This window comes from Streptomyces sp. NPDC031379 (genome assembly GCF_055569615.1).
The window spans coordinates 334,476-356,857 of record NZ_JBVIIT010000002.1 but is presented as its reverse complement, the minus strand read 5'-3'; the positions used below and the strand labels follow the sequence as shown (position 1 = coordinate 356,857).

The window sequence follows — 22,382 nt, the reverse complement described above, 5'->3', positions numbered from 1 at the left end:
TCAGCGAACCGGCTTCGCTACTGTCCCGCTACGCACACGCCCCGTGGCAGCGCCGCCGCGGAGCGCAGCCGTGAAAGCGACTCGGCCCGGAGCCGCCGGGCCGTCCTGCCGATCGGCGGCCTCTGAAGCGCGTCGCCGACGGGACTCGGTGACGCATTTCTCGCTCAGGGCCCGCCGACCTCACCACCAAAAGGAGTGGGCGTCGTGACCGCGGAGACCTCTCAGACGCTCGACCGGGGACTGCGCGTCCTCAAGCTGCTGGCCGACACGGACCACGGGCTGACCGTCACCGAGTTGTCCACCAAACTGGGCGTGAACCGTACCGTGGTGTACCGGTTGCTCGCCACGCTGGAGCAGCACGCACTCGTACGGCGTGACCTCGGCGGGCGAGCCCGGGTCGGGCTCGGGGTGCTGCGGCTCGGCCGGCAGGTGCATCCGCTGGTCCGGGAGGCCGCGTTGCCCGCGCTGCGGTCGCTGGCCGAGGACATAGGCGCTACGGCGCATCTGACGCTGGTGGACGGGACCGAGGCGCTGGCCGTCGCCGTGGTCGAGCCGACCTGGACGGACTATCACGTGGCGTACCGGGCGGGCTTCCGGCATCCCCTGGACCGGGGGGCGGCCGGCAAGGCGATTCTCGCCGCCCGGCAGTCGCCGTCCGTCGACCCCGAGTACACGCTCACCCATGGGGAGCTGGAGGCGGGGGCGAGCGGGGCCGCGGCACCGTTGGTCGGTGTGACGGGGGTCGAGGGCAGCGTCGGTGTGGTGATGCTGGCGGACGCCGTCCCGGAGCGGGTGGGGCCGCGGGTGGTGGAGGCGGCGCGGGAGGTCGCGGAGGCGCTGCGCTGACGCGGCCGGCCGGGTGGGCGGGCTCTCTGCCTGCCTGCCTGTCCACCTGCCTGCCTTCTCTTGCCCGTGCCCTTTGGCCGCACCGTCAACACACACGCCCCGCCTTTGGCCGATCCCCCCACCGCCGTCCGCTCGCCCTGCCGCATCATCAAGTGCCATCCATGCCGAGCCCACGGCACCAGCACCAGCGGCAGGACCTCGTATGAACCGCCTCGACCTCACCGCCGACGTCGTCACCCTCACCCGCGCCCTCGTCGACCTGCCCTCCGAGAGCGGAGAGGAGGCCCCCCTCGCGGACGTCGTCGAGGCGGCCCTGCGGACACTGCCCCACCTGGCCGTCGACCGCGTGGGCAACTCCGTCATCGCCCGCACCGCCCTCGGACGACCCGAACGTGCCGTGCTGGCCGGGCACCTGGACACCGTTCCGGCCGCCGGGAACCTTCCCTCCCGGCTCGCCGACGGCCGCGTCCACGGGCTCGGCGCCTGCGACATGAAGGGCGGGGTGGCCGTCGCCCTGCGGCTCGCGGCCACCGTCGCCGAGCCCGTCCGCGACCTCACCTACGTCTTCTACGAGTGCGAGGAGGTCGAGGGGGAGAGGAACGGGCTCGCCCGGATCGCCGCCGCCCGGCCCGGACTGCTTCGGGAAGCCGATCTGGCCATCCTCATGGAGCCCTCCGACGCCGGGATCGAGGCCGGCTGCCAGGGCGTCCTCACCGCCGACATCGTCGTCAAGGGCGCCCGCGCCCACACCGCCCGAGCCTGGCAGGGCGTCAACGCCGCCCACAAGGCCGCCCGGGTGCTCCAGCGGCTGGACGAGCACGTCCCCGAGCGGGTCCTGGTGGACGGACTGGAGTACCGCGAGGGGCTCGGCGCCGTCGCGGTGCGAGCCGGGGTGGCCGGGAACGTCGTACCCGACGAGTGTGTCGTGACCGTCAACTGCCGCTTCGCGCCCAGCCGTTCCCCCGAGGAGGCGGAGGCGTACGTGCGCGGGCTCTTCCCGGAGTACGAGGTCCACGTCACCGAGGTCGTCGCGGGAGCCCTGCCCCACCTGGACCGGGCCGGCGACCTCGTCACCGCCCTCGGCGCGGAGCCCCGGCCCAAGCTCGGATGGACGGACGTGGCCCGGTTCGCCGCGCTCGGCGTGCCCGCGATCAACTACGGCCCGGGCGACCCGTCGCTGGCCCACACGGCGGGGGAGTACGTACCCGTGGAGCACCTGGAGCGGTGCGAGCGGCGGCTCAGGCAGTGGCTCCGGTGAGCCCGGCCAGCGCCCTCAACTGCAACCACAGCACCAGCCGTTCGTCGGGATCGTCCAGGTCGACCCCGGCGTGGCCCTGGAGCTGCCTGAGGCGATAGCGGCAGGTGTTGGGATGCACGGCGAGGCGTCTCGCCGCGCCCGCCATGTCGCAGCCCGCGTCGAACCAGCAGACCAGCGTGCGGGCGTACTCCGTGCCGTGCTCGGCGTCGTACGCCAGCACCCTGCGCCAGGCGCCCGCGCTCAGCTCCCGCCGCTCGCCCATCACTTCGGCCAGCCGCAGCAGCGTCACCCGCGGGCGCACCTCGTCCACCGTGGCGACCGGCAGATCCGCGTCCAGCACGCGCAGCACCAGGTCCGCGTCCGCCCGCGAGTCCGCGAGACCGCCCGCGTCCGGCACCACCTCGCCCAGCGCCGCCCGCACCGGCACCCGCAGCGCCTGCCCGGCCCGGCCGGCGATGTCCTCGGCCAGCCGTCTGTGCCGCTCACCGGGCGCCGGCAGCACCGCGTACACCACCCCGTCCACCAGCACGCACGCGTGCCGCCCGTAGCGTGCCTCGCACTGCAGGCGTACGACGTCCAGCAGACGCAGCGCGGTGCGCTCGGTGTCCGGGACGCTCGCGGCGCAGTCCAGGACGAAGGCCGCCACCCGGGCCGCGCCCGCGACGCCCAGCCGGGCGGCGGCCGTCGCCGCGTCGGCCGTGCCGTCCAGCAGCCGGCGCAGCAGGTCGCCGCCCCGGTGCCGGGCCAGTTCCCGTGCCGCACGGGCCCGCAGCAGGAGGAGGGCGGCCGTGGAGGCGCCCTGGGCGAGGGTGTCCTCGGCGTCCGGGGCGAGCGAGCCGTCGTCGATCACCCACACCGAGCCGAGCGTCTCCCCGCCGGCCCGTACGGGCATCGCCAGCCGGGGCAGGTCCGCGTCGTTCAGTGCGGGCAGCCGCACGGGGCGGTCGGCGGCGAACAGCCGACGGTACTGCTCGCTGTTCTCCGTGCTGTTCGTCGGCACCTGCCGGCCGAGGATGCCCTGGCGGCGGTCCTCGTCGATCGGCTGGCCGGGGACGGTGGAGTGGGCGAGGATCCGCCGGCCGGGGTCCTCGACGGCGGTGGCCCCGCCGGTCGCGGTGGCGATCGCGTCGGCCAGCGCGAACAGGTCGCCGAGACCGGTGTCGGCGGCGGCGGGCTGGGCGGCGATGGCCGACGCCAGCAGCAGGTGGACCTGGTGCCAGGCGGCGTCCTCGGCGACGGACAGCAGGGCCACGCCGTGGGCCTCGGCCTCCTCGAGGGGCCCGTCCGCACCCCGCACCACCACCCCGGTCAGCCCGGCCTCGGCCGCCGCCCGCAGCAGCGGCCCCGCGTCCGCCGCCCGCACCCCGACCGCCAGCAGCAGCCCGCCGGGCACGGGGGGCAGCGCGGGACGGCCGTCGTACAGCACCGCCTCGGTGACGGGCACCGAACGGCCGGCGGGGGCGGTGTGCAGGCGCAGGGCGGGACCGCCGACGACGTCCAGGAGATCACCGAGGGTGCAAGCGTCCATGGGGGTCCTTGGCAGGCTGATTGGCGAATGCTGAAACGAACGTACGCATCCCTTGGCCGCCCGCACAACACGGACGGATCCGCCGGCTCCGAGACTCGTGCCATGGCAGCAGGAGTCACGACAGCAGGAGTCACCGTCCGCACCGTCCACGACGTCACGGCGCTCGCGGCCGTGGCCGACCACTTCAGCGACGTCTGGCGGACGCCCCGCACCGCACCGCCCTATCCGGCCGAGGTGCTGCACAGCCTGGTGCACGCCGGCGGCGCGGTCCACGCCGTGTACGACGGGCCCCGGCTGGCCGGGGCGTCCGTCGCCGTCCTCGGCCCGCGGGAAAGCACGTACTCGCTGGTGGCGGCCGCCGACCGGGGCCTGGGGCACGCCGTGAAGCTGGCCCAGCGCGACTGGGCGGCCGGGATCGGCGCCCGCACCATGCGCTGGACCTTCGACCCGCTGGTCGGCCGCAACGCCCGCTTCAACCTGGCCAAGCTGGGCGCCGTCGGCACGGAGTACCTGGTCGACTTCTACGGCCCCATGGCCGACGGCGTGAACGACGGCGACGAGAGCGACCGGCTGACGGTGACCTGGGACCTGACGGCACCGAGGGTTCCGCACGACACGGGAGGTTATGGACCCGTCGTCCGCCTCGCCCCCGACGGGGGCCCGCTCGCCCGCCGTGATCTCGCCGACCGGTACCTCTGGTGCCGCGTCCCCGACGACATCGTCACGCTGCGCGCCGCCGACCCCGGCCTGGCGCTGCGCTGGCGGCACGCCGTCCGCGAGGTGTTCGTGGCGGCCTTCGCGGAGGGCTTTTCCGCCACCGGCATGTCCCGCGACGGCTGGTACACGCTGACCCGGACGGAGGAGGCCGCGTGAAGCTGGAGCGCGTGGAGATCGTGCACGTGGCGATCCCGCTGGTCACCCCCTTCCGTACGTCCTTCGGGACCATGACGGCGAAGGACACCTTCCTGCTGCACGTCGTGACGGACGAGGCCGAGGGCTGGTCGGAGTTCGCCGCCGATCCCGAACCGCTGTACTGCTCGGAGTTCGTCGCCGGCGCCGAGATCGTGCTGCGCGACTTCCTGCTGCCCCGCCTGGCCGCCCTCCCGCACCTCACGACGGCCGCGCTCGCCCCCGCGCTGGCGAAGGTCAAGGGGCACGAGCTGGCGAAGGCGGCCCTGGAGACGGCGGTCCTGGACGCCGAGCTGCGGTCCTACGGCATGCCGCTCGCGACCTATCTGGGGGCCGTGAAGGACCGGGTGCCCGCCGGGGTCTCCGTCGGCATCAAGAACGCGGTCCCCGAACTGCTGGACGACGTCGAGCGCTACCTCGCCGAGGGCTATGTCCGCATCAAGCTGAAGATCGAGCCCGGCTGGGACGTCGAGCCGGTGCGGGCGGTCCGCGAGCGCTTCGGCGCCGGCCTGCCCCTCCAGGTCGACGCCAACACCGCCTACACCCTCGCCGACGCCGAGCACCTGCGGCGCCTGGACGAGTTCGGGCTGCTGCTGATCGAGGAACCGCTGGAGGAGAACAACCTGCACGCCCACGCCCGGCTCCAGGAGCGGCTGGGCACCCCCGTCTGCCTCGACGAGTCCCTGCACCACGCGCGCGACACCGCGTCCGCGATCGCCATGGACGCCTGCCGGGTGGTGAACGTCAAGCCCGCCCGGGTCGGCGGCTACCTCGAGGCCCGCCGGGTCCACGACGTGGCCCACGCGCACGGGGTGCCGGTGTGGTGCGGCGGCATGCTCGAGACGGGCATCGGCCGGGCGCCGAACCTGGCGCTCGCGGCCCTGCCCGGCTTCACCCTCCCCGGCGACACCTCCGCCTCCTCCCGCTACTTCGCGGAGGACATCACCGAACCGTTCGTGCTGCGGGACGGCCACCTTCCGGTTCCGGCCACCCCCGGCATCGGCGTCGAGCCCCGTCCGGAGGCGCTGCGCCGGTTCACGCGCGAGCGACGGGACCTCTACGCGGGGTGAGGGGCCGGTGGCCGGGCGCAGGAGCCGGGTTAGATTGACACCGTGCTCTCACGTCTCACACGCTCCCAGGCCGTAGCCGTCTGCGCCCTGCCCGTCGTGGCCCTGATCGCCACGGCGGCGTTCGCGCCGCTGCCGTTCGCGGTGGCGCAGCCCGGGTTGACGGCGAACGTGCTCGGGGAGAACAAGGGCACTCCGGTGATCACCGTCTCCGGTGCGCCGACCCGGAAGACCAGCGGGCAGCTGCGGATGGTCACGATCGAGGCGACCGGGCCGGACACCCGGGTGTCCCTGGGGGACGTGTTCGACAACTGGTTCCGCACCGACCGGGCCGTCATGCCGCGCGACTCGGTCTACCCGAGCGGCGACGACATCAAGGAGATCGAGAAGCACAACGTGGAGCAGATGCGGCAGTCCCAGGACGCCGCGACCCGGGCGGCACTGAAGTACCTGGACCTGACCGGCAAGGTCAAGGTCACGCTGAAGCTCGCCGACGTGGGCGGGCCCAGCGCGGGTCTGCTGTTCACCCTGGGGATCATCGACAAGCTGGACGGCGACGGCGGCGGTGGCGACCTCACCGGGGGCCGCACCATCGCCGGTACGGGCACGATCGACGGCGACGGCAAGGTCGGCGCGGTCGGCGGGGTGGCCCTGAAGACGCAGGCCGCCCGGCGGGACGGGGCCAGCGTCTTCCTGGTGCCGAAGGCGGAGTGCGCCGACGCCGAGGCCGAACTGCCCAAGGGGCTGCGGCTGGTCCCGGTGACCACCCTCAAGAGCGCGGTCGACTCCCTGGTGGCGCTGGAGAAGGGCAAGGGCACGGTCCCGAGCTGCTAGCCGTCCTCGGCCCCCTACCTCACGAACCCCTCCTGGCGCATCCAGTCCAGCGCCACCTGGTGCGGGTCCTCGCCGTCGACGTCCACCGCCGCGTTCAGGGTCTGCGCCACCGAGTTGTTCAGCTTCCTGGTCACGGGCTCGATGACGCTCGCGATGGCCGGCCACTTCTTCAGCACCTCGGTGTTGACCACGGGCGTGGCGTTGTAGTTGGGGAAGAACTTCTTGTCGTCGTCCATCACGACGAGGTCCATCGACTTGATGCGCCCGTCGGTGGTGAACACCTCCCCGTAGGTGCACGCCCCCTTCGCCACCTGCGTGTAGATGATCCCGGTGTCCATCTGCGTGATGTTCTTCGCCGGCACGTCCATGCCGTACGCCTTCTCCATGCCGGGCAGCCCGTCGGCCCGGTTGGCGAACTCGCCCTCGACGCAGAGGGTGACGGCGTCCGGGTCCTTCCTGGACAGCGCGGCCACCTCGGACAGTGTCCGCGTGCGGTACTTCTGGTAGTTGGCCTGGTTCATGGCGAGCGCGTAGGTGTTGTTCAGCTGTGAGGGCGGCAGCCAGGTCAGCCCGTTCTTCAGGTCGGCGGCCCGCACCGCCCGCCACTGCTTCGTGGGGTCCGGGATCGGCCTGCTGTTGCCCAGGTAGGTGATCCAGCCGGTGCCCGTGTACTCGTACAGCGCGTCCGCCTCCCCGCTCTTGACCGCCTCCCGCGACCCGATGGAGCCCTGGATGCCCGTCCGGTCGAGCACGTCGGCACCGGCCGCCTGGAAGGCGATCCCCATGATCGCGCCCAGGATCAGCTGTTCCGTGAACTCCTTGGAGGTGACGGTGAGATGGGCGCCCTTCAGCGGCTCGCCCGCGCCGATGGAGCCCGGCTCGACGTCGTCGGTCATGGGGGAGCCGCTGGTCAGACCGCAGCCGGACGGTACGACGAGCAGCGCGGCCAGCAGCGGACGGGCGCGGCGTCTCATGTCCCCGCCTCCAGCCCCCGCGGCCGCAGCAGCACTTCCGCCAGGGAGGCCAGCCAGTCGACCAGCAGGGCGAGCGCCACGGTGAGGATCGAGCCCAGGACCAGCACCGGCATGCGCTGGGTGGTGATGCCCGTCGTGATCAGCACGCCGAGGCCGCCGCCACCGCCGAAGGTCGCCAGGGTCGCCGTACCGACGTTGAGGACGAGGGCGGTGCGGATGCCCGCGAGGATCAGGGGGACGGCGAGGGGGAGTTCGATCCGGGTGAGCACGCCGAGCGGGGACATCCCGATGCCGCGGGCCGCCTCCTGCAGGGTCGGGTCGTTGGCCTTCAGGCCCGCGATGGTGTTGGCCAGCACGGGCAGCACGGCGTAGACGACGATGCCGATCAGCGCCGCCTTCGTGCCGGTGCCCAGCCAGATCACCAGCAGCGCCAGGAGGCCGATCGCCGGCGTCGCCTGGCCCATGTTGGCGATCGTCATCGCCATCGGGGTGGCACGGCTGAACGCCCTCCGGGTCAGCAGGATGCCCAGCGGGATGGCGATGACCAGCACGAAGAACGTCGAGATCACCGTCAGTTTCACGTGCTGCCACAGCGCCTTGGAGACCTGGCCGCCCGACAGCGCGTTGCGCGAGATGGTGTCCAGGTCGGCCTGGCGGAACCACAGCCAGGTGGCGAGCAGCAGCAGGATCAGCACCGAGGGCAGGAAGGTCAGCCGCCGCCAGGTCAGGCGGCGTGCGGGCGGGCGCTGCGGCGGCGGCGCCTCCTGCCCCGCCCCGCCCTCGTCGCGGAGGGCGAGCCCCTCGGCGTCGTGCGCGCCCTCGGGCCGCCGGGCGGTGCTCACGCCTTCTTCTCCCCTCCGTGGCCCTCCTGCTCGGAGTGGGTCTGCTGGGCCCGGGCCACCTCCAGGTCGGCCTGCGCCTCCATGGCCTCCAGCCGGTCGGCCTCCAGCAGCTCGTGCACGGAGTTCATCAGGGTCTCCATGTCGACGACGCCGATGTACTCGCCGCGCCGCCCCGTGACGGCCACCCGCCCCGCGTTGTCCGTGAGTACCGCCTCCAGCGCGTCCCTGAGGGTCGCGTCCCGGGTCACCGTGTCGTTCACCAGCGTGCCCGCCCGGGCCAGCGAGCCCCTCGCCCGCGTCAGGTCGCCCCGCCGCAGCCACTTGTAGGGCCGGCGACGCCTGTCGAGCAGCAGGATCTCGTTCGTGCCGCTGCCCCGCAGGAAACCGGAGATCTGCTGGAGCGGGGTGTCGACGGTGACCGTCGGGTAGTCCCGCATCTCCACGTCCCGCACCCGGGTCAGGTTCAGCCGCTTCAGGGCCGCACCCGCGCCGACGAAACCGGAGACGAAGTCGTCGGCCGGGTTGGTGAGGATCGCCTCCGGGGTGTCGAACTGGGCGATGTGCGAGCGTTCGCGCAGCACCGCGATCCGGTCGCCCAGCTTGATCGCCTCGTCGAAGTCGTGCGTGACGAACACGATCGTCTTGTGCAGCTCGCGCTGGAGCCGGATCAGCTCGTCCTGGAGGTGGTCGCGGGTGATCGGGTCGACCGCGCCGAACGGCTCGTCCATCAGCAGCACCGGGGGATCGGCGGCGAGCGCCCGCGCCACCCCGACGCGCTGCTGCTGGCCGCCGGAGAGCTGGCGCGGATAGCGGCCGTGGAACTCGCCCGGGTCCAGGCCCACCAGGTCGAGCATCTCCTCCACCCGGTCCCGGACCCGGGACGCGGACCAGCCGGTCATCTTCGGCACCAGCGCGATGTTCTGGGCGACGGTCATGTGCGGGAACAGGCCCGAGGACTGGATGGCGTACCCGACGTTGCGGCGCAGCTTCACCGGGTCGATGTCGGTGACGTCCTCGCCGTCGATGCGGATGCGGCCGCCGGTCGGCTCGATCAGCCGGTTGATCATCTTCAGTGTCGTGGACTTCCCGCAGCCCGACGGCCCGACGAAGATCACCGTCTCGCCGGCCCTGATCTCCATGCTGACGTTGTCCACGGCCGGCTGCGGATTGCCCGGGTACCGCTTGGTCAGGTTCTCCAGCTCGATCGTGGCGCCGTGGGAGCCCTGGGCGGACGTCTCAGACACGGATACCTCTGGGAATGGTCAGCCGTCCGAGCAGGACGTAGGCGACGTCGAAGAGGAGCGCGAGGACGACGATCCCGAGCGTGCCCGCGAGCACCTGGTTCAGGGCGTTCCTGCTGCCCAGCGAGGCCAGCCCGCGGAAGATCTCGTTGCCCAGGCCGGGGCCGGAGGCGTAGGCGGCGACGGCCCCGATGCCCATCAGCATCTGGGTGGCGACCCGGATGCCGGTCAGGATCGGCGGCCAGGCCAGCGGCAGCTCGATCCGCAGCAGCTGTGCCGGGCGGGACATGCCGATGCCGCGGGCCGCGTCCACCAGGGCCGGGTCGACGCCGCGCAGTCCCACGATGGCGTTGCGCACGATCGGCAGCAGCCCGTACAGGGTCAGCGCGATGACCGTCGGCGCGACGCCCAGCCCCACCACCGGGATCAGCAGACCGATCAGGGCCAGGGACGGGATGGTGAGGACGGTGGAGGTGGTGAGCGTGGCGAGGTTGCCGGCCCAGTCGGTGCGGTACGTGACGACCCCCATGAGCACCCCGAGGACGGTCGCCAGGACCATGCACTGGAACACCGCGCCGGCGTGCTGGTACGCGTCCGTCAGCAGCTGCTGGTGGCGGCTGCCCAGGTACTCCCAGAAGTTCACCCGCGCTCACCCCCGGGTCGGGTCGTCTACGTCCCTTCGCTGTCCGCGGACGCCTGTTCCACCAGCGGGATGATCCGCAGCGGAACGGGGTTCTCCATGACGATCGCCGTGGAGGCCCGGACGATGCCATCAAAGCCGACAACCCGGTCGATCACCCGCTGGAGATCGGCGTTCGAACGGGCCACCAGACGGCACAGCATGTCCCCGCTGCCGGTCGTGGTCAGCAGCTCCAGCACTTCGGGCACGGTCGCCAAGTAGGCGCGCACGTCCGCCCCTTGGCCCTGCCGGATCTGGAGCGTGGCGAACGCGGTGACCGGGTAGCCGAGGGCCGCCGGATCCACCTGCGGGCCGAATCCGCGGATGACTCCGTTCGACTGAAGCCGGTCCAGGCGGGCCTGCACGGTCCCGCGCGCCACTCCGAGCCGCCGGGACATCTCCAGCACACCGATGCGCGGCTCCCGGGCGAGCAGCACGATGATCCGTCCGTCCAGCCGGTCGATCGCCATCCGAGCCCTCCCACGATGGTCATCCTGTACAGAAAGACTGCCGGAATGGCTGCACTGCTGAACAGATTGCCCAGCAGATACGCCAACTATTGCGCACCTTGCAGAGCGGGGTCACCCTTCCGCTATGACGCAGACCACACACCACACTCCCGACACCGCCCGGCAGGCCGACCCCTTCCCGGTCAAGGGAATGGACGCGGTCGTCTTCGCCGTGGGCAACGCCAAGCAGGCGGCGCACTACTACTCCACCGCCTTCGGCATGAAGCTGGTCGCGTACTCCGGACCGGAGAACGGCAGCCGCGAGACCGCCAGTTACGTACTGGAGAACGGCTCCGCCCGTTTCGTCCTCACCTCGGTGATCAAGCCGAGCAGCGACTGGGGCCACTTCCTCGCCCAGCACGTGGCCGAGCACGGCGACGGGGTCATCGACCTGGCCATCGAGGTCCCGGACGCCCGCGCCGCGTACGCGTACGCCATCGAGCACGGCGCCCGCTCGGTCGCCGAGCCCTACGAGGTGAAGGACGAGCACGGCACCGTCGTCCTCGCCGCGATCGCCACCTACGGCGAGACCCGCCACACCCTGGTCGACCGCACCGGCTACGACGGTCCCTACCTGCCCGGTTACACGGCGGCGAAGCCGATCGTCGAACCGCCCGCCCACCGCACCTTCCAGGCCGTCGACCACTGCGTCGGCAACGTGGAACTCGGCCGGATGAACGAGTGGGTCGCGTTCTACAACAAGGTCATGGGCTTCACGAACATGAAGGAGTTCGTGGGCGACGACATCGCCACCGAGTACAGCGCGCTGATGTCGAAGGTCGTCGCGGACGGCACCCTCAAGGTGAAGTTCCCGATCAACGAGCCCGCGATCGCCAAGAAGAAGTCCCAGATCGACGAGTACCTGGAGTTCTACGGCGGCGCCGGCGTCCAGCACATCGCGCTGAACACGAACGACATCGTGCAGACCGTCCGCACCATGCGCGCGGCCGGCGTCGAGTTCCTCGACACCCCCGACTCGTACTACGACACCCTCGGCGAGTGGGTGGGCGACACCCGCGTCCCGGTCGAGACCCTGCGCGAGTTGAAGATCCTCGCGGACCGCGACGAGGACGGCTACCTGCTGCAGATCTTCACCAAGCCCGTCCAGGACCGGCCGACCGTCTTCTTCGAAATCATCGAGCGACACGGCTCGATGGGCTTCGGCAAGGGCAACTTCAAGGCCCTGTTCGAGGCGATCGAACGCGAGCAGGCCAAGCGCGGCAACCTGTAGCCGAAGACGCCCCGCCGGACCCCCCTAGGGGGTCTCGGCGGGGAGCGGCTCCTCCGGCACGTCACCCAGCGCGGCCAGGGCCCGGCGCGCTTCGGGAACCTCGAGCGGTGAGAAGTACGGATTGATCCGCAGCGCCTCCTGAAGGTGCCGGCGCGCGGGCGCGTACATCTCCAGCTCCCCCTCGATCATGCCCCGGTGGAAGGCGTGGAGCGCACTGCGCACCCCGCCCCCCTTCGCCTTGTCCGTGGCGATGGTGGCGTACGTCAGCGCCTCCTTGTCGTCACCGGCCCGGTGCAGCGCCCAGCCGAGCGCGTCGGCCACCTCGATCCCCGGCTGGCGCTGCCACTCGGCCTCCAGCCGCTCCACGGCCTCCCACGGGTCCCCGTGGTCCGCCTCGAACTGCCCGATCAGCAGCTCCTCGTCGACCCCGCCCGCCACCGACTGCCGCACCCGCGTCTTCAACTGCTCGTACTGCGCGGCGGCCGACCGGCTCTGTCCCAGCGACTCGTACAGCTCGCCCAGCTCCAGGGTGTCCCGGGGGCTCGGCTGCCGGGCCAGGGCCGCCCGGTACGCGGTCACCGCCTCCGCCGAGCGGCCCAGCGCGGCCAGCGTCCGCCCCCGCCCGGCCAGTGCCGTCCGCTGCCCGGGTTCCAGACGTGCGGCCGCGTCGAAGTGCCGCAGCGCGTCCGGAAGGTCGCCGCGCTCCCAGGCCAGCTGCCCGAGCCCGGCCAGGTAGGCGGCCTGCTCGGCCGGTGTGCGGGCGGCGGCCGCCGCGTCGGTCAGCTGGGCCACCGCGTCCTCGCGCCAGCCCCGGTCCCGGTACACCGCCGAGGCCCGCGCCATCACGGCGGGCCGCGCGTCCGCACCGAGGCGCAGCTGAAGCAGCTTGTCCAGGGTCTTGCGGGCCGCCTCGTAGTCGCCGAGCCCGTTGTAGGCGTCGATCATCGGCGGATACGCCGTCCATCGCTTGGGCGACGCCTTCAGCGCCTGCTCGGCGTAGCCCTTCGCCGCCGGGAAGTCCCGCCGCGCGAGCGCCAGCGCCGCCATGCCGTCCAGAGCCTCGGTGTTCCGCGCGCCGCGCACGCGCAGCGAGGTCCGCAACGCCTGCTCCGCCTTCGGGTAGTCCGCCGGGGCCGCCGTCCGCCGTCCCCGCTCCACGTACGCGGACCCCAGCACCGCCCACGCCCGGGCGTCCTGCGGCTGCGCCCGCACCCGCTGCTCCTGCTGTCCGATGAGAGCCGTCACCCGGGGCAGCGCCGCCGGAATCCCGAAGGTCACCGCGGCCGGCGCCTGGGCCTGCGGTCCCGGGGCGGGCGCCGCCCCGCGCGGCCGCTCCTGCGGCAGCAGCATCAGCACCCCGCCCGCGACGACACCGCCCGCCAGCGCGGTCGTCAGCACCCGCCGCAGCCACCTCAGGCGGCGGCGCGGCCTCGGCGGCCCGGCGATCAGGGACGTACCCGGCCCGTTCAGTCGGTTGTCCATGGCGCTCACTGTGCGTCAGTACGACGAGCACATCCATGCGGCCCAAGGGCGGCGCGTACGGGGTTCACACCGATGGCCGCGAGTGCGACCCTGTGATCATGAGCCGCATCGAAGCGCCCCGCGACGAAGCCATCGCGGCAACCAGCACCCTCACCGATCGGCTCCTGGCCGGCCTGCCGCCCGAGGCCGTCCTGACCGACCCCGACGTCACCGCCTCCTACGCCAACGACATGGCGAGCTTCTGTCCCGCCGGCGCCCCGGCCGTGGTGGTGCTGCCGCGCACGGTGGAAGAGGTCCAGCACGTCATGCGCACCGCCACCGCATTGCGGGTCCCGGTCGTCCCGCAGGGGGCGCGCACCGGCCTGTCCGGCGGCGCCAACGCCACCGAGGGCTGCATCGCGCTGTCCCTCACCAAGATGGACCGCATCCTGGAGATCAGCCCCGTCGACCGGATCGCCGTGGTCGAACCGGGCGTGATCAACGCGGCCCTCTCCCGCGCGGTCGAGGAACACGGCCTCTCCTACCCGCCGGACCCCTCCAGCTGGGAGATGTGCACGATCGGCGGCAACATCGGCACGGCCTCGGGCGGGCTGTGCTGCGTCAAGTACGGCGTGACCGCCGAGTACGTCCTCGGCCTGGACGTCGTCCTCGCCGACGGCCGGCTGATGTCCACCGGCCGCCGCACCGCGAAAGGCGTCGCCGGCTACGACCTCACCCGCCTGTTCGTCGGCTCCGAGGGCTCGCTCGGCATCGTCGTCCGGGCGGTCCTCGCCCTCAAGCCCAAGCCGCCCCGGCAGCTGGTGCTGGCCGCCGAGTTCGGCTCCGCCACCGCCGCCTGCGACGCCGTGTGCCGGATCATGGAGGGCGGTCACGTGCCGTCCCTCCTCGAACTGATGGACCGTACGACCGTCAAGGCCGTCAACGACCTCGCCCACATGGGGCTGCCGGAGACCACCGAGGCGCTGCTGCTGGCCGCCTTCGACACCCCGGACCCCGCCGCCGACCTCGCCGCCGTCGGCGCCCTGTGCGAGGCGGCCGGCGCCACCCAGGTCGTCCCCGCCGAGGACACCGCCGAGTCCGAGATGCTGCTGCAGGCCAGGCGGCTCTCGCTGACCGCGCTGGAGGCGGTCAAGGGCACGACGATGATCGACGACGTGTGCGTGCCCCGCTCCCGGCTCGGCGCGATGCTGGACGGGGTCGAGCGGATCGCCAAGAAGTACGACCTGACCATCGGCGTCTGCGCGCACGCCGGGGACGGCAACACGCACCCCACCGTCTGCTTCGACGCGCAGGACCCCGAGGAGTCCCGGCGGGCCCGGGAGTCCTTCGACGAGATCATGGCCCTCGGCCTGGAGCTGGGCGGCACCATCACCGGCGAACACGGCGTGGGCGTCCTGAAGAAGGAGTGGCTGGCCCGGGAGATCGGCCCGGTCGGGGTGGAGATGCAGCGGGCCGTGAAACAGGCCTTCGACCCGCTGGGCATCCTCAACCCGGGCAAGCTGTTCTGACCCGGTCCCGGGCTCGCTGGCCGGGCGCGGCCGCCACGACCCACGCCAGGGGCCGGTCACCGGGCGAGCAGCTGGTCGAGCGCGTCGTCGATGCCCAGCCGCCTGTCCTCGGTCCCCGGGGGCACCAGCCGCAGCGTCCGCTCCAGCCACGCAGACATCTGCGGGACCGGTGCCTCCAGCAGGGCGTCCCCGTCGGGTGAGCTGAGCGCCATCAGTACGACACCGCGCCCGTCGACCTTCGCCGGCCACACCCGCACGTCCCCCTGCCCGCACGGCCGGAACACCCCCTCCACCAGCAGGTCGCGGGCGAACGTCCAGCCGACGGGGTGCTCGGAGTTGATGTGGAAGGCGATGTGGACGGCGTACGGGTCGTCGGAGCGGTAGCCGAGCCTGGCCGGGACCGGGACGCTGCGCTCGGGCGACAGGACGAGCCTCAGCTCCAGCTCCCGTTCCACCACGGTGTGATGCATGACCTGTGATTCCTCTCCTGGTCCGGTGCTGCCGGGCCGCCCGGTGGAGGCCCGCAGCAGAGGAGAGGGGGCAGGGGCCGGGCCATTACGCGGGTTCGCAGAAGTTTCTTCGCGGACCTGTGGGAGCCGGGTGGTGCGTTGCCCGGAAAGGAGTGGGTCCGGCGGGACTGGCGGTGGGGGATGCCCGCGTCTGATAGATGTGGAGGCTCCCATCCCACCCCCGAGCAGATACGGGACGACGGACATGAGCGCCCCAACCCCGGCCCCAGGTGACGACAGGCCCCGCGAGGGCTACTACCCGGACCCGTCCATCCCCGGCTACGTCCGGTACTGGAACGGCGCCTCCTGGGTGCCCGGCACCAGCCGGCCGGCGCCGCGGGACGGCGAGCCGCTCACCCCGCCGCCCGGCGTCCGCCCGGCGCCCGCCGTGGAGGAGACGGGCCCCCACTTCTTCGACGAGGACCCGCAGCCGCACTCGGCCGCCCCGGGCACCACGGGAGCGGGACCCTCCGCCGGCCCCGCCTGGGGTGCCGGCGCAGCGGGCCGGTCCGGCCCCGGCGACACCGGCCGGAGCGCCGACCCGAGGATCCCGGCGGACACCCCGGCCCAGCCGGCCGGCCACGCCGCCGGCGCCGACGGCACGGCCTCCATCCCACCGGCGGACGACGACGCGCCCGACCCCGGCACCTTCATCTTCCGCCGCCCGGTCCCCGGCCCCGCGGCCGTCCAGGACGACGGCACGATGACCTTCCGCCCGGTCCCCGGCCAGGGCCGGCCGACCGGCCAGGAGGCCGTGCGGGCCCAGGACGACGGGCCCGCCGCCCCGCACGCGGGCTTCGGCCCTCCGCGGACCGGCTCGGGCGCGCCAGGCGGCCCCGCCTTCGGGGCGCAGGGCCCTGGCCAGGGAGCGCAGGGTACGGGCCACGGCGGGCAGGCCCCGGGCACGGGTGCGGCCGCCGGTGCCGGTGTGCCCGGCTTCGGTACGCAGGGGCCGGTCGGCGCGCCCGCCCCGTCGTCGCCCGCTTCCGCCTCCCCCTCCGCCGGTGCTTCCCCCGGCGCCTCGTCCGCCCCGTCCTCCGGCACCCCGTCCTCCGGACCCGGATTCGGTGCCGGAAAGGCCGCCGCGGCCCGCGCCGCCGCGCAGGCCCCGCAGACGGCACAGGCCGGACAGCCCGCACCGGCGGCGCAGGGGGCCCAGCCCGCACAGGCGCCCCTCGGCTTCCCGGCCGCCGGCGGTGCCCAGCAGGCGCAGGCCGCCGTGGCGCCCTCGGTGCCGCAGCAGTCCGGTCCGCAACCGGCCGGTGCCGGAACGCCCGTGACGGCCGGTCCCGGTGGCGGACAGGCCTCCTGGGCGCAGCAGGTGCACCAGCTGGCCGGGGGTGCGGACGAGCAGCCCGTCGCGCCGTGGAAGCCGCCGGTGGAGGACCTGTTCCAGGCGGCCGCGCGCCGCCAGGCCGCGGCCCGGCCCGCCGGAAACGGCAAGCGGTTCGCCGCCCGGCTGATCGACAGCCTGGTCGTGGGTGCCGTGACGGCCGCCGCGGCCGTCCCCCTCGGTCTCCAGGCCGCCGACCACATCCAGCAGAAGATCGACGAGGCCCGGCTGTCCGGCCGCACCGTCACCGTCTGGCTGCTCGACGGCACGACCGGCACCAGCCTCGGCATCGTCCTCGCCGTCCTGCTCCTCTTCGGCGTGGTCTACGAGGTGCTGCCCACCGCCAAGTGGGGCCGCACCCTCGGCAAGAAGCTGTGCGGGATCGAGGTGCGGGACATCGAGGCGCACGAGCCCCCGACGTTCGGCCGGGCGCTGCGCCGCTGGCTGGTCTACAGCGTGCCCGGGCTGCTCGGCATCGGGATCGTGGGCGTGCTGTGGTGCCTGTTCGACCGGCCCTGGCGCCAGTGCTGGCACGACAAGGCGGCCCACACCTTCGTCGCGGGCTGACGGCGGCGCCCGCGTACTCCGTACGGCCGCCCGCCGGGTGCGGAGCCGGGGCGCTCGGGGTCCACTCGGGCCATGAGCAGTGAACCGCCCCCCGGCTCCGGAGAGCAGCCCCCCGAGGACGACCCGTTCAGGAAGCGGCCCCCGTCGGACCAGGGGTCGGGCTCGCCGTACGACACCCCGTACGGCGGCGCCCAGCAGCCCCCGCCGCCCGGCGGCGGCCCGCCCCCGGGCGGCCAGCCCCCGCCTCCGGGTGGCTGGCCCCCGCCCCCGGGCGGCGACCAACCGCCTCCCTACGGCGGCAGCCCGTACGGTGGCGGCCCCTACGGTGGCGGCCCCTACGGAGCCGGTGCCGGCGGTTACCCCGCCGACCCCCTGGCAGGTATGCCCCCGCTCGCCGACAGCGGCAAGCGGACGCTCGCGAGGATCATCGACATGATCCTCGTCGGGATCGTCGTCTGGCTGCTCACCTGGGCGTTCGGCGTGCGCGAGTACAACGTCGACGGCGACCGCATCGAGGTCGGCCGGTCGGTCGCGCAGTCCTTCATCGCGGCCATCCTCTATGTCGCCTACGACACCTTCCTGATCAGCAAGTCCGGGCAGACCCTGGGCAAGAAATGGCTCAACATGCGGGTGGCCAACCTGGACAACGGCGCCACACCCTCCGTACAGACCTCGCTGATCCGGGCCCTGGTGCTGTGGGTGCCGTTCGCCTTCTGCTGCGCCTGCATCTGGACGGCGATCTGCGGCGGCTGGAGCTTCTTCGACAAGCCGTACAAACAGGGTCTGCACGACAAAGCGGCCAAGACCGTGGTGGTCAGCACCCGTTGAGCCAAGAGTCAGGCGTGCGCACACGACAGCGGCGGGTCCGTGGCATGACGGGCCCGCCGCTCTCGCACGCACCGGTCAGAGGGTGGTGGGGACGCGCTCCTCGTCCACCGCGGCCTCGGCGGGCGCTTCGACGGTGCGGGGCGCGGGAACTGTCATGGCGACCAGGAGTCCCAGGGCGAGTGCCGCCAGGGCGATGACGGCGATCCCGAGGCCCGAACTCGTCTGGGACAGCAGCAGCATGGCGAGCGTCGAGAAGATCACCGTGCAGGAACCGTAGACGAGCTGTGCGGCAGTCGGACGAGGCATGGCAATCGTGTCCTCGGAAGTCTTCGGGGGGTGGGGGGTGCCGTTCGACTCTCTTCGCGTGCATGCCCGAGCGGGACGCCTGGTAAGCATCGCCTAACCCACGGTACCGGTGCACAGGGGGCGCACGGAGTCATGGGCCCGGCAAGCAGGCGCTGTCCCGTGCCTGTCGAGCGGATCTGCACCGTTTCTGGAGGTGTTCGGGGGCGTCCGCAAAGCGAACCTCCACTCCGCATAGTGCACTTGTCCTGCTCAAGTCAAGGTCTGTCTTTTCTTCTAAACCTCTAGTCAAATGTCGTCACTTGACTACACGCGTTGATCGTGCGCGCACGGATTCCTCCATGACCCGGGACCCTTCTGTCCGTGTGCGCGGCGCGGGGGAGGAACTCAAGTGACCAGCAGATCCTGGACGTTCAGAGCGGCCGCCATCGGTGTGACGCTCGCGGCGGCCTCCGCCACGTTCGCCACCTTCGCCGTCGCGGAGGCGAGCACCACCGCCCGGTCCGCTGCCGCCAACCGGCACGACCCGGCGCCGGTGAAGCAGCAGAAGCACGACCTCGACGGCCCGATGAGCAAGACCCAGGAGGCCCAGCGCCAGGAGGCCCTGAACCAGCTCATATCGGGCAAGGTCAAGGCCAAGGACCGCAACGGCTCGAAGGTCGTCCAGCTCAAGAGCAAGAAGGGCGACAGCAAGTACGTCGAGCTGAGCCGCGAGAAGACCGACAAGATCTTCACCATCCTGGTGGAGTTCGGGGACCAGACCGACCCCAAGTTCGGCGGCACCGCGGGCCCCCGGCACAACCAGATCGCCGCGCCGGACCGCAAGAAGGACAACTCGACGGCCTGGCAGAAGGACTACGACCAGAAGCACTACCAGGACCTCTACTTCGGCACCGGCAAGAAGACCGAGTCGCTGAAGAAGTACTACGAGAAGCAGTCCTCGGGCCGCTACTCGGTCACCGGTGAGGTCACCGACTGGGTGAAGGTCCCGTACAACGAGGCCCGTTACGGCAACAACGCCTGCGGCTCCACCAACTGCCCGAGCGTGTGGAACGTCGTCAGCGACGGTCTGAGCGCCTGGGTGGCCCAGCAGAAGGCGGCCGGCAGGTCCGACGCCGACATCAAGGCGGACCTGGCCAAGTACGACCAGTGGGACCGCTACGACTTCGACGGCGACGGCAACTTCAACGAGCCCGACGGCTACGTCGACCACTTCCAGATCGTGCACGCCGGTGAGGACGAGTCCGCGGGCGGCGGCGCCCAGGGCACCGACGCGATCTGGGCGCACCGCTGGTACGCCTTCGGCACCGACGCCGGCGCCACCGGCCCGTCCGGCAACAAGCTCGGCGGCACGCAGGTCGGCGACACCGGCATCTGGGTCGGCGACTACACCATCCAGCCGGAGAACGGCGGCCTCGGCGTCTTCGCCCACGAGTACGGCCACGACCTCGGCCTGCCGGACGAGTACGACACCAACGGCGGCGACAACTCCACCGGCTTCTGGACGCTGATGTCCTCCGGTTCCTGGCTGGGCACCGGCAAGGACGCCATCGGCGACCTGCCCGGCGACATGAACGCCTGGGACAAGCTGCAGCTGGGCTGGCTGAACTACGACTCCGCCAAGGCGGGCGTCTCCTCCTGGCACAAGCTGGGCCTCGCCGAGTACAACACCAAGTACCGTCAGGCCCTGGTGGTCTCGCTGCCGGACAAGGCGGTCAAGACCGAGATCGTCACCCCGGCGCAGGGCTCGACCCAGTGGTGGAGCGGCAGCGGTGACAACCTCAAGAACACGCTGACCCGTTCGGTGGACCTCACCGGGAAGACGTCGGCCGCCCTCACGCTCGACGGCTGGTACGACATCGAGAACGGCTACGACTACCTCTACACCGAGGTGTCGACCGACGGCGGCGCCAACTGGACCGCCCTCGACGGCACGGTCGACGGCCAGGCCGTCCCGCGCGACGGCTCCGGCAAGCCGGCCCTGACCGGCACGGTCGACGGCTACAAGAAGCTGTCGTACTCGCTGGACGCCTACGCGGGCAAGAAGGTCGACGTCCGCTTCCGCTACCAGACCGACGGCGGGGTGGCGCAGAAGGGCTTCGCGGCCGACGAGATCACGCTGACCGCCGACGGCGCGGCGCTGTTCTCCGACAACGCCGAGACGGCGGACGCCGGTTGGACCGCGGCGGGCTTCTCCCGGATCGGCGCGTCCTTCACCAAGGACTACAAGCAGTACTACATCGCCGAGAACCGCCAGTACGTGTCGTACGACAAGACGCTCAAGGTCGGCCCGTACAACTTCGGCTTCGCGTCGCGTCCGGACTGGGTGGAGCACTACCCGTACCAGAACGGTCTGCTGATCTGGAAGTGGGACACCTCCCAGGCGGACAACAACACCAACGCCAAGGACCACCCGGGCACCGGTCTGATCCTGCCGGTCGACGCGCACTGGAAGGCGCTGAAGTACTCCGACGGCACGCTGATGCGCAACCGCATCCAGGCCTTCGACTCGACGTTCGGTCTGGAGTCCACGGACGCCTTCACGCTGCACAAGGCGGACAAGGCCACCAAGATCAAGTCGCAGAAGGGGGTGTCGGTCTTCAACGACCACACCAGCTCCTACTACGACCCGTCGAACCCGACCGGTGGCGTGAAGATCACTGACACCAACACGAAGATCAAGATCACCAAGCAGGCCAAGGACGGCTCGACGGTCGAGCTGGAAGTCGGCGCAGCGGTGAAGTAACGAACGTTTTTGCAGGTCAGGCACGTATCGGCGGCAACCCCCTGGCGGGTTGCCGCCGATCGTGTTTAGGTGCGTGCTGTGGATCGCTTATTGACACCGACCGGAACGGGGATGTGACCGCATGGCCGCAGGAGGTTTTTGCAAGCTGCCGAACGGCACGGTGGTGGTGGCGCTCAACCTGCCGAGTCCCGGCGGCGCCCTCGCGGCGGGCCCGGCCGGCGTGCGGGTGCTCGTGCACGCCCAGAACCGGGCGCGCGCCCTGACCAGGCTGCGCAACCTGGGGCTGCGCGCGGTCTACCTGCGGGGCAACGCGGCCCCGCCCACCCCGGACGAGATCACGGCGGTCCTGCACCACCCCGACGGCCTGATATGGCGTACGGCGCCGGACAACGGTGTCACCGTCACGGAGCTGTGGCGCCCGATCCGGGCCCTGCTGCGCAGATCGGCGGTGGCGCAGCAGAGCTGAGGGCTCCGCCGGGCGGACGGTTCGCGGTTCCCCGCGCCCTGCGGCACGGCCGCTCCGCCCGGCGCCTCGAAGGCCTGCCGGCCGGCTTACTGGCCGCTGACGACCGGCTTGCCGGTGAGTTCCACACCGGCCTCGCGCAGCTCCTCCAGCGCTCGCTCGGTCGTCGCGCCGGAGACGCCCGCCGTCAGGTCCAGGAGCACCTGGGTCCGGAACCCCTCTCGCGCCGCGTCCAGGGCGGTGGCCCGTACGCAGTGGTCCGTGGCTATGCCGACCACGTCCACCTCGTCGATGTGGCGGGCGCGCAGCCAGTCGGCCAGGGGCACGTCGTTCTCGTCGGTGCCCTCGAAGCCGCTGTAGGCCGCCGAATAGGCCCCCTTGTCGAACACCGCGTCGACCGCGCCGGAGGCGACGGCCGGGGCGAAGTTCGGGTGGAATCCCACGCCCTCCGTGCCCGCGACGCAGTGCGCGGGCCAGGAGCGGACGTAGTCGGGGTTGTCCGCGAAGTGGCCGCCGGGCGCGATGTGGTGGTCACGGGTGGCCACCACATGGCGGTACCCGGTGCCCGCCGCCTGGCCGATCAGCTCGGTGATGGCGGCGGCCACGTCGGCACCACCGGCGACGGCAAGGCTGCCCCCTTCGCAGAAGTCGTTCTGCACGTCTACGACGATCAAGGCGCGGCGCATGGTGGGTGTCCTTCGACTGAGAGCCAAGTAACTGAGCCT

21 protein-coding genes are annotated in these 22,382 nt (G+C 72.2%); 11 read left to right on the top strand and 10 right to left on the bottom strand.

What is annotated here, in order from left to right; translation table 11 throughout:
• Window positions 1–204: 204 nt before the first annotated feature.
• Window positions 205–846, top strand: a complete 642-nt coding sequence (locus ACZ5CW_RS04455) for an IclR family transcriptional regulator (RefSeq protein WP_468598252.1) — start codon at window positions 205–207, stop codon at window positions 844–846.
• Window positions 847–1,048: 202 nt separating this feature from the next.
• Entirely contained in the window at window positions 1,049–2,104 is a 1,056-nt protein-coding gene (dapE, locus tag ACZ5CW_RS04450) for a succinyl-diaminopimelate desuccinylase (RefSeq protein ID WP_468598250.1), read from the top strand.
• Here dapE and ACZ5CW_RS04445 read toward each other — a convergent pair.
• The gene (locus ACZ5CW_RS04445) at window positions 2,085–3,632 is read right to left on the bottom strand and encodes a PucR family transcriptional regulator (protein ID WP_468598249.1); all 1,548 of its coding nucleotides are present in this window, start codon (window positions 3,630–3,632) and stop codon (window positions 2,085–2,087) included. The two genes, dapE and ACZ5CW_RS04445, sit on opposite strands and share 20 nt — an antisense overlap.
• A 102-nt stretch (window positions 3,633–3,734) precedes the next feature.
• Here ACZ5CW_RS04445 and ACZ5CW_RS04440 point away from each other — a divergent pair, with 102 nt between their 5' ends.
• From ACZ5CW_RS04440 to ACZ5CW_RS04430, 3 genes are read left to right on the top strand one after another with little or no spacing between them, the layout of a single operon-like run.
• Complete coding sequence (locus ACZ5CW_RS04440; RefSeq protein ID WP_468598247.1) at window positions 3,735–4,505, top strand: chorismate synthase; 771 nt, start codon at window positions 3,735–3,737, stop codon at window positions 4,503–4,505.
• Complete coding sequence (gene menC / locus ACZ5CW_RS04435; RefSeq protein ID WP_468598246.1) at window positions 4,502–5,611, top strand: o-succinylbenzoate synthase; 1,110 nt, start codon at window positions 4,502–4,504, stop codon at window positions 5,609–5,611. Before ACZ5CW_RS04440 ends, menC begins: the two co-directional genes overlap by 4 nt.
• Window positions 5,612–5,653: 42 nt before the next feature.
• On the top strand, window positions 5,654–6,442 hold the full coding sequence (locus ACZ5CW_RS04430; RefSeq protein ID WP_468598244.1) for a S16 family serine protease: 789 nt from the start codon (window positions 5,654–5,656) through the stop codon (window positions 6,440–6,442).
• Window positions 6,443–6,456: 14 nt separating this feature from the next.
• On the opposite strand, the gene ACZ5CW_RS04425 is transcribed toward ACZ5CW_RS04430, so the two are convergent.
• From ACZ5CW_RS04425 to ACZ5CW_RS04405, 5 genes are read right to left on the bottom strand one after another with little or no spacing between them, the layout of a single operon-like run.
• A complete protein-coding gene (locus tag ACZ5CW_RS04425) occupies window positions 6,457–7,416 on the bottom strand; it encodes a glycine betaine ABC transporter substrate-binding protein (RefSeq protein ID WP_468598243.1) in 960 nt (319 codons plus the stop codon).
• Window positions 7,413–8,258: an ABC transporter permease gene (locus tag ACZ5CW_RS04420; protein WP_468598242.1), complete on the bottom strand. Its 846-nt coding sequence runs from the start codon at window positions 8,256–8,258 to the stop codon at window positions 7,413–7,415. Before ACZ5CW_RS04420 ends, ACZ5CW_RS04425 begins: the two co-directional genes overlap by 4 nt.
• The gene (locus tag ACZ5CW_RS04415; RefSeq protein WP_468598241.1) at window positions 8,255–9,502 is read right to left on the bottom strand and encodes a betaine/proline/choline family ABC transporter ATP-binding protein; all 1,248 of its coding nucleotides are present in this window, start codon (window positions 9,500–9,502) and stop codon (window positions 8,255–8,257) included. The genes ACZ5CW_RS04420 and ACZ5CW_RS04415 overlap by 4 nt, the downstream gene beginning before the upstream one ends.
• Window positions 9,495–10,142 (bottom strand): ABC transporter permease, encoded by a 648-nt coding sequence (locus ACZ5CW_RS04410; RefSeq protein ID WP_468598239.1) that lies wholly within the window; start codon window positions 10,140–10,142, stop codon window positions 9,495–9,497. Before ACZ5CW_RS04410 ends, ACZ5CW_RS04415 begins: the two co-directional genes overlap by 8 nt.
• Before the next feature lie 26 nt (window positions 10,143–10,168).
• A complete protein-coding gene (locus tag ACZ5CW_RS04405; protein WP_468598237.1) occupies window positions 10,169–10,648 on the bottom strand; it encodes an Lrp/AsnC family transcriptional regulator in 480 nt (159 codons plus the stop codon).
• Between the two features lie 124 nt (window positions 10,649–10,772).
• Here ACZ5CW_RS04405 and hppD point away from each other — a divergent pair, with 124 nt between their 5' ends.
• The gene (gene hppD, locus ACZ5CW_RS04400) at window positions 10,773–11,918 is read left to right on the top strand and encodes a 4-hydroxyphenylpyruvate dioxygenase (protein ID WP_468598236.1); all 1,146 of its coding nucleotides are present in this window, start codon (window positions 10,773–10,775) and stop codon (window positions 11,916–11,918) included.
• 24 nt (window positions 11,919–11,942) lie between these two features.
• Here hppD and ACZ5CW_RS04395 read toward each other — a convergent pair whose 3' ends face one another.
• Window positions 11,943–13,400: a tetratricopeptide repeat protein gene (locus ACZ5CW_RS04395; RefSeq protein WP_468598234.1), complete on the bottom strand. Its 1,458-nt coding sequence runs from the start codon at window positions 13,398–13,400 to the stop codon at window positions 11,943–11,945.
• Window positions 13,401–13,492: 92 nt separating this feature from the next.
• Between ACZ5CW_RS04395 and ACZ5CW_RS04390 the strand changes: the two genes are divergently transcribed.
• Window positions 13,493–14,908: an FAD-binding oxidoreductase gene (locus ACZ5CW_RS04390; protein ID WP_468598407.1), complete on the top strand. Its 1,416-nt coding sequence runs from the start codon at window positions 13,493–13,495 to the stop codon at window positions 14,906–14,908.
• Window positions 14,909–14,964: 56 nt separating this feature from the next.
• Here the strand turns inward: ACZ5CW_RS04390 and ACZ5CW_RS04385 are convergent, their stop codons facing one another.
• Window positions 14,965–15,378, bottom strand: a complete 414-nt coding sequence (locus tag ACZ5CW_RS04385) for an SsgA family sporulation/cell division regulator (RefSeq protein ID WP_468598233.1) — start codon at window positions 15,376–15,378, stop codon at window positions 14,965–14,967.
• A 244-nt stretch (window positions 15,379–15,622) separates the two neighbouring features.
• Between ACZ5CW_RS04385 and ACZ5CW_RS04380 the strand changes: the two genes are divergently transcribed.
• Together ACZ5CW_RS04380 and ACZ5CW_RS04375 are read left to right on the top strand one after the other, a co-directional pair.
• Window positions 15,623–17,317: an RDD family protein gene (locus ACZ5CW_RS04380; RefSeq protein ID WP_468598231.1), complete on the top strand. Its 1,695-nt coding sequence runs from the start codon at window positions 15,623–15,625 to the stop codon at window positions 17,315–17,317.
• A gap of 72 nt (window positions 17,318–17,389) precedes the next feature.
• Window positions 17,390–18,145 (top strand): RDD family protein, encoded by a 756-nt coding sequence (locus ACZ5CW_RS04375; protein ID WP_468598230.1) that lies wholly within the window; start codon window positions 17,390–17,392, stop codon window positions 18,143–18,145.
• 75 nt (window positions 18,146–18,220) lie between these two features.
• Here the strand turns inward: ACZ5CW_RS04375 and ACZ5CW_RS04370 are convergent, their stop codons facing one another.
• Window positions 18,221–18,451 (bottom strand): hypothetical protein, encoded by a 231-nt coding sequence (locus ACZ5CW_RS04370; RefSeq protein ID WP_468598229.1) that lies wholly within the window; start codon window positions 18,449–18,451, stop codon window positions 18,221–18,223.
• Between the two features lie 388 nt (window positions 18,452–18,839).
• Here ACZ5CW_RS04370 and ACZ5CW_RS04365 point away from each other — a divergent pair, with 388 nt between their 5' ends.
• On the top strand, window positions 18,840–21,194 hold the full coding sequence (locus ACZ5CW_RS04365; protein ID WP_468598227.1) for an immune inhibitor A domain-containing protein: 2,355 nt from the start codon (window positions 18,840–18,842) through the stop codon (window positions 21,192–21,194).
• A gap of 121 nt (window positions 21,195–21,315) precedes the next feature.
• Window positions 21,316–21,660 carry a hypothetical protein gene (locus tag ACZ5CW_RS04360; protein WP_468598225.1) on the top strand — a complete coding sequence of 115 codons (345 nt, stop codon included), beginning with the start codon at window positions 21,316–21,318 and terminating at the stop codon, window positions 21,658–21,660.
• Between the two features lie 86 nt (window positions 21,661–21,746).
• On the opposite strand, the gene ACZ5CW_RS04355 is transcribed toward ACZ5CW_RS04360, so the two are convergent.
• Window positions 21,747–22,343 (bottom strand): isochorismatase family protein, encoded by a 597-nt coding sequence (locus tag ACZ5CW_RS04355; protein ID WP_468598223.1) that lies wholly within the window; start codon window positions 22,341–22,343, stop codon window positions 21,747–21,749.
• Between the last annotated feature and the right edge of the window lie 39 nt (window positions 22,344–22,382).

What these genes read in the sequence shown, in the direction of transcription:
- dapE (WP_468598250.1), top strand. Translation starts at nt 1,049, where the DNA reads ATGAACCGCCTCGACCTCACCGCCGACGTCGTCACCCTCACCCGCGCC.
- ACZ5CW_RS04445 (WP_468598249.1), bottom strand. Translation starts at nt 3,632, where the DNA reads ATGGACGCTTGCACCCTCGGTGATCTCCTGGACGTCGTCGGCGGTCCC.
- ACZ5CW_RS04440 (WP_468598247.1), top strand. Translation starts at nt 3,735, where the DNA reads ATGGCAGCAGGAGTCACGACAGCAGGAGTCACCGTCCGCACCGTCCAC.
- ACZ5CW_RS04425 (WP_468598243.1), bottom strand. Translation starts at nt 7,416, where the DNA reads ATGAGACGCCGCGCCCGTCCGCTGCTGGCCGCGCTGCTCGTCGTACCG.
- ACZ5CW_RS04405 (WP_468598237.1), bottom strand. Translation starts at nt 10,648, where the DNA reads ATGGCGATCGACCGGCTGGACGGACGGATCATCGTGCTGCTCGCCCGG.
- hppD (WP_468598236.1), top strand. Translation starts at nt 10,773, where the DNA reads ATGACGCAGACCACACACCACACTCCCGACACCGCCCGGCAGGCCGAC.
- ACZ5CW_RS04395 (WP_468598234.1), bottom strand. Translation starts at nt 13,400, where the DNA reads ATGGACAACCGACTGAACGGGCCGGGTACGTCCCTGATCGCCGGGCCG.
- ACZ5CW_RS04385 (WP_468598233.1), bottom strand. Translation starts at nt 15,378, where the DNA reads ATGCATCACACCGTGGTGGAACGGGAGCTGGAGCTGAGGCTCGTCCTG.
- ACZ5CW_RS04380 (WP_468598231.1), top strand. Translation starts at nt 15,623, where the DNA reads ATGAGCGCCCCAACCCCGGCCCCAGGTGACGACAGGCCCCGCGAGGGC.
- ACZ5CW_RS04375 (WP_468598230.1), top strand. Translation starts at nt 17,390, where the DNA reads ATGAGCAGTGAACCGCCCCCCGGCTCCGGAGAGCAGCCCCCCGAGGAC.
- ACZ5CW_RS04370 (WP_468598229.1), bottom strand. Translation starts at nt 18,451, where the DNA reads ATGCCTCGTCCGACTGCCGCACAGCTCGTCTACGGTTCCTGCACGGTG.
- ACZ5CW_RS04360 (WP_468598225.1), top strand. Translation starts at nt 21,316, where the DNA reads ATGGCCGCAGGAGGTTTTTGCAAGCTGCCGAACGGCACGGTGGTGGTG.
- ACZ5CW_RS04355 (WP_468598223.1), bottom strand. Translation starts at nt 22,343, where the DNA reads ATGCGCCGCGCCTTGATCGTCGTAGACGTGCAGAACGACTTCTGCGAA.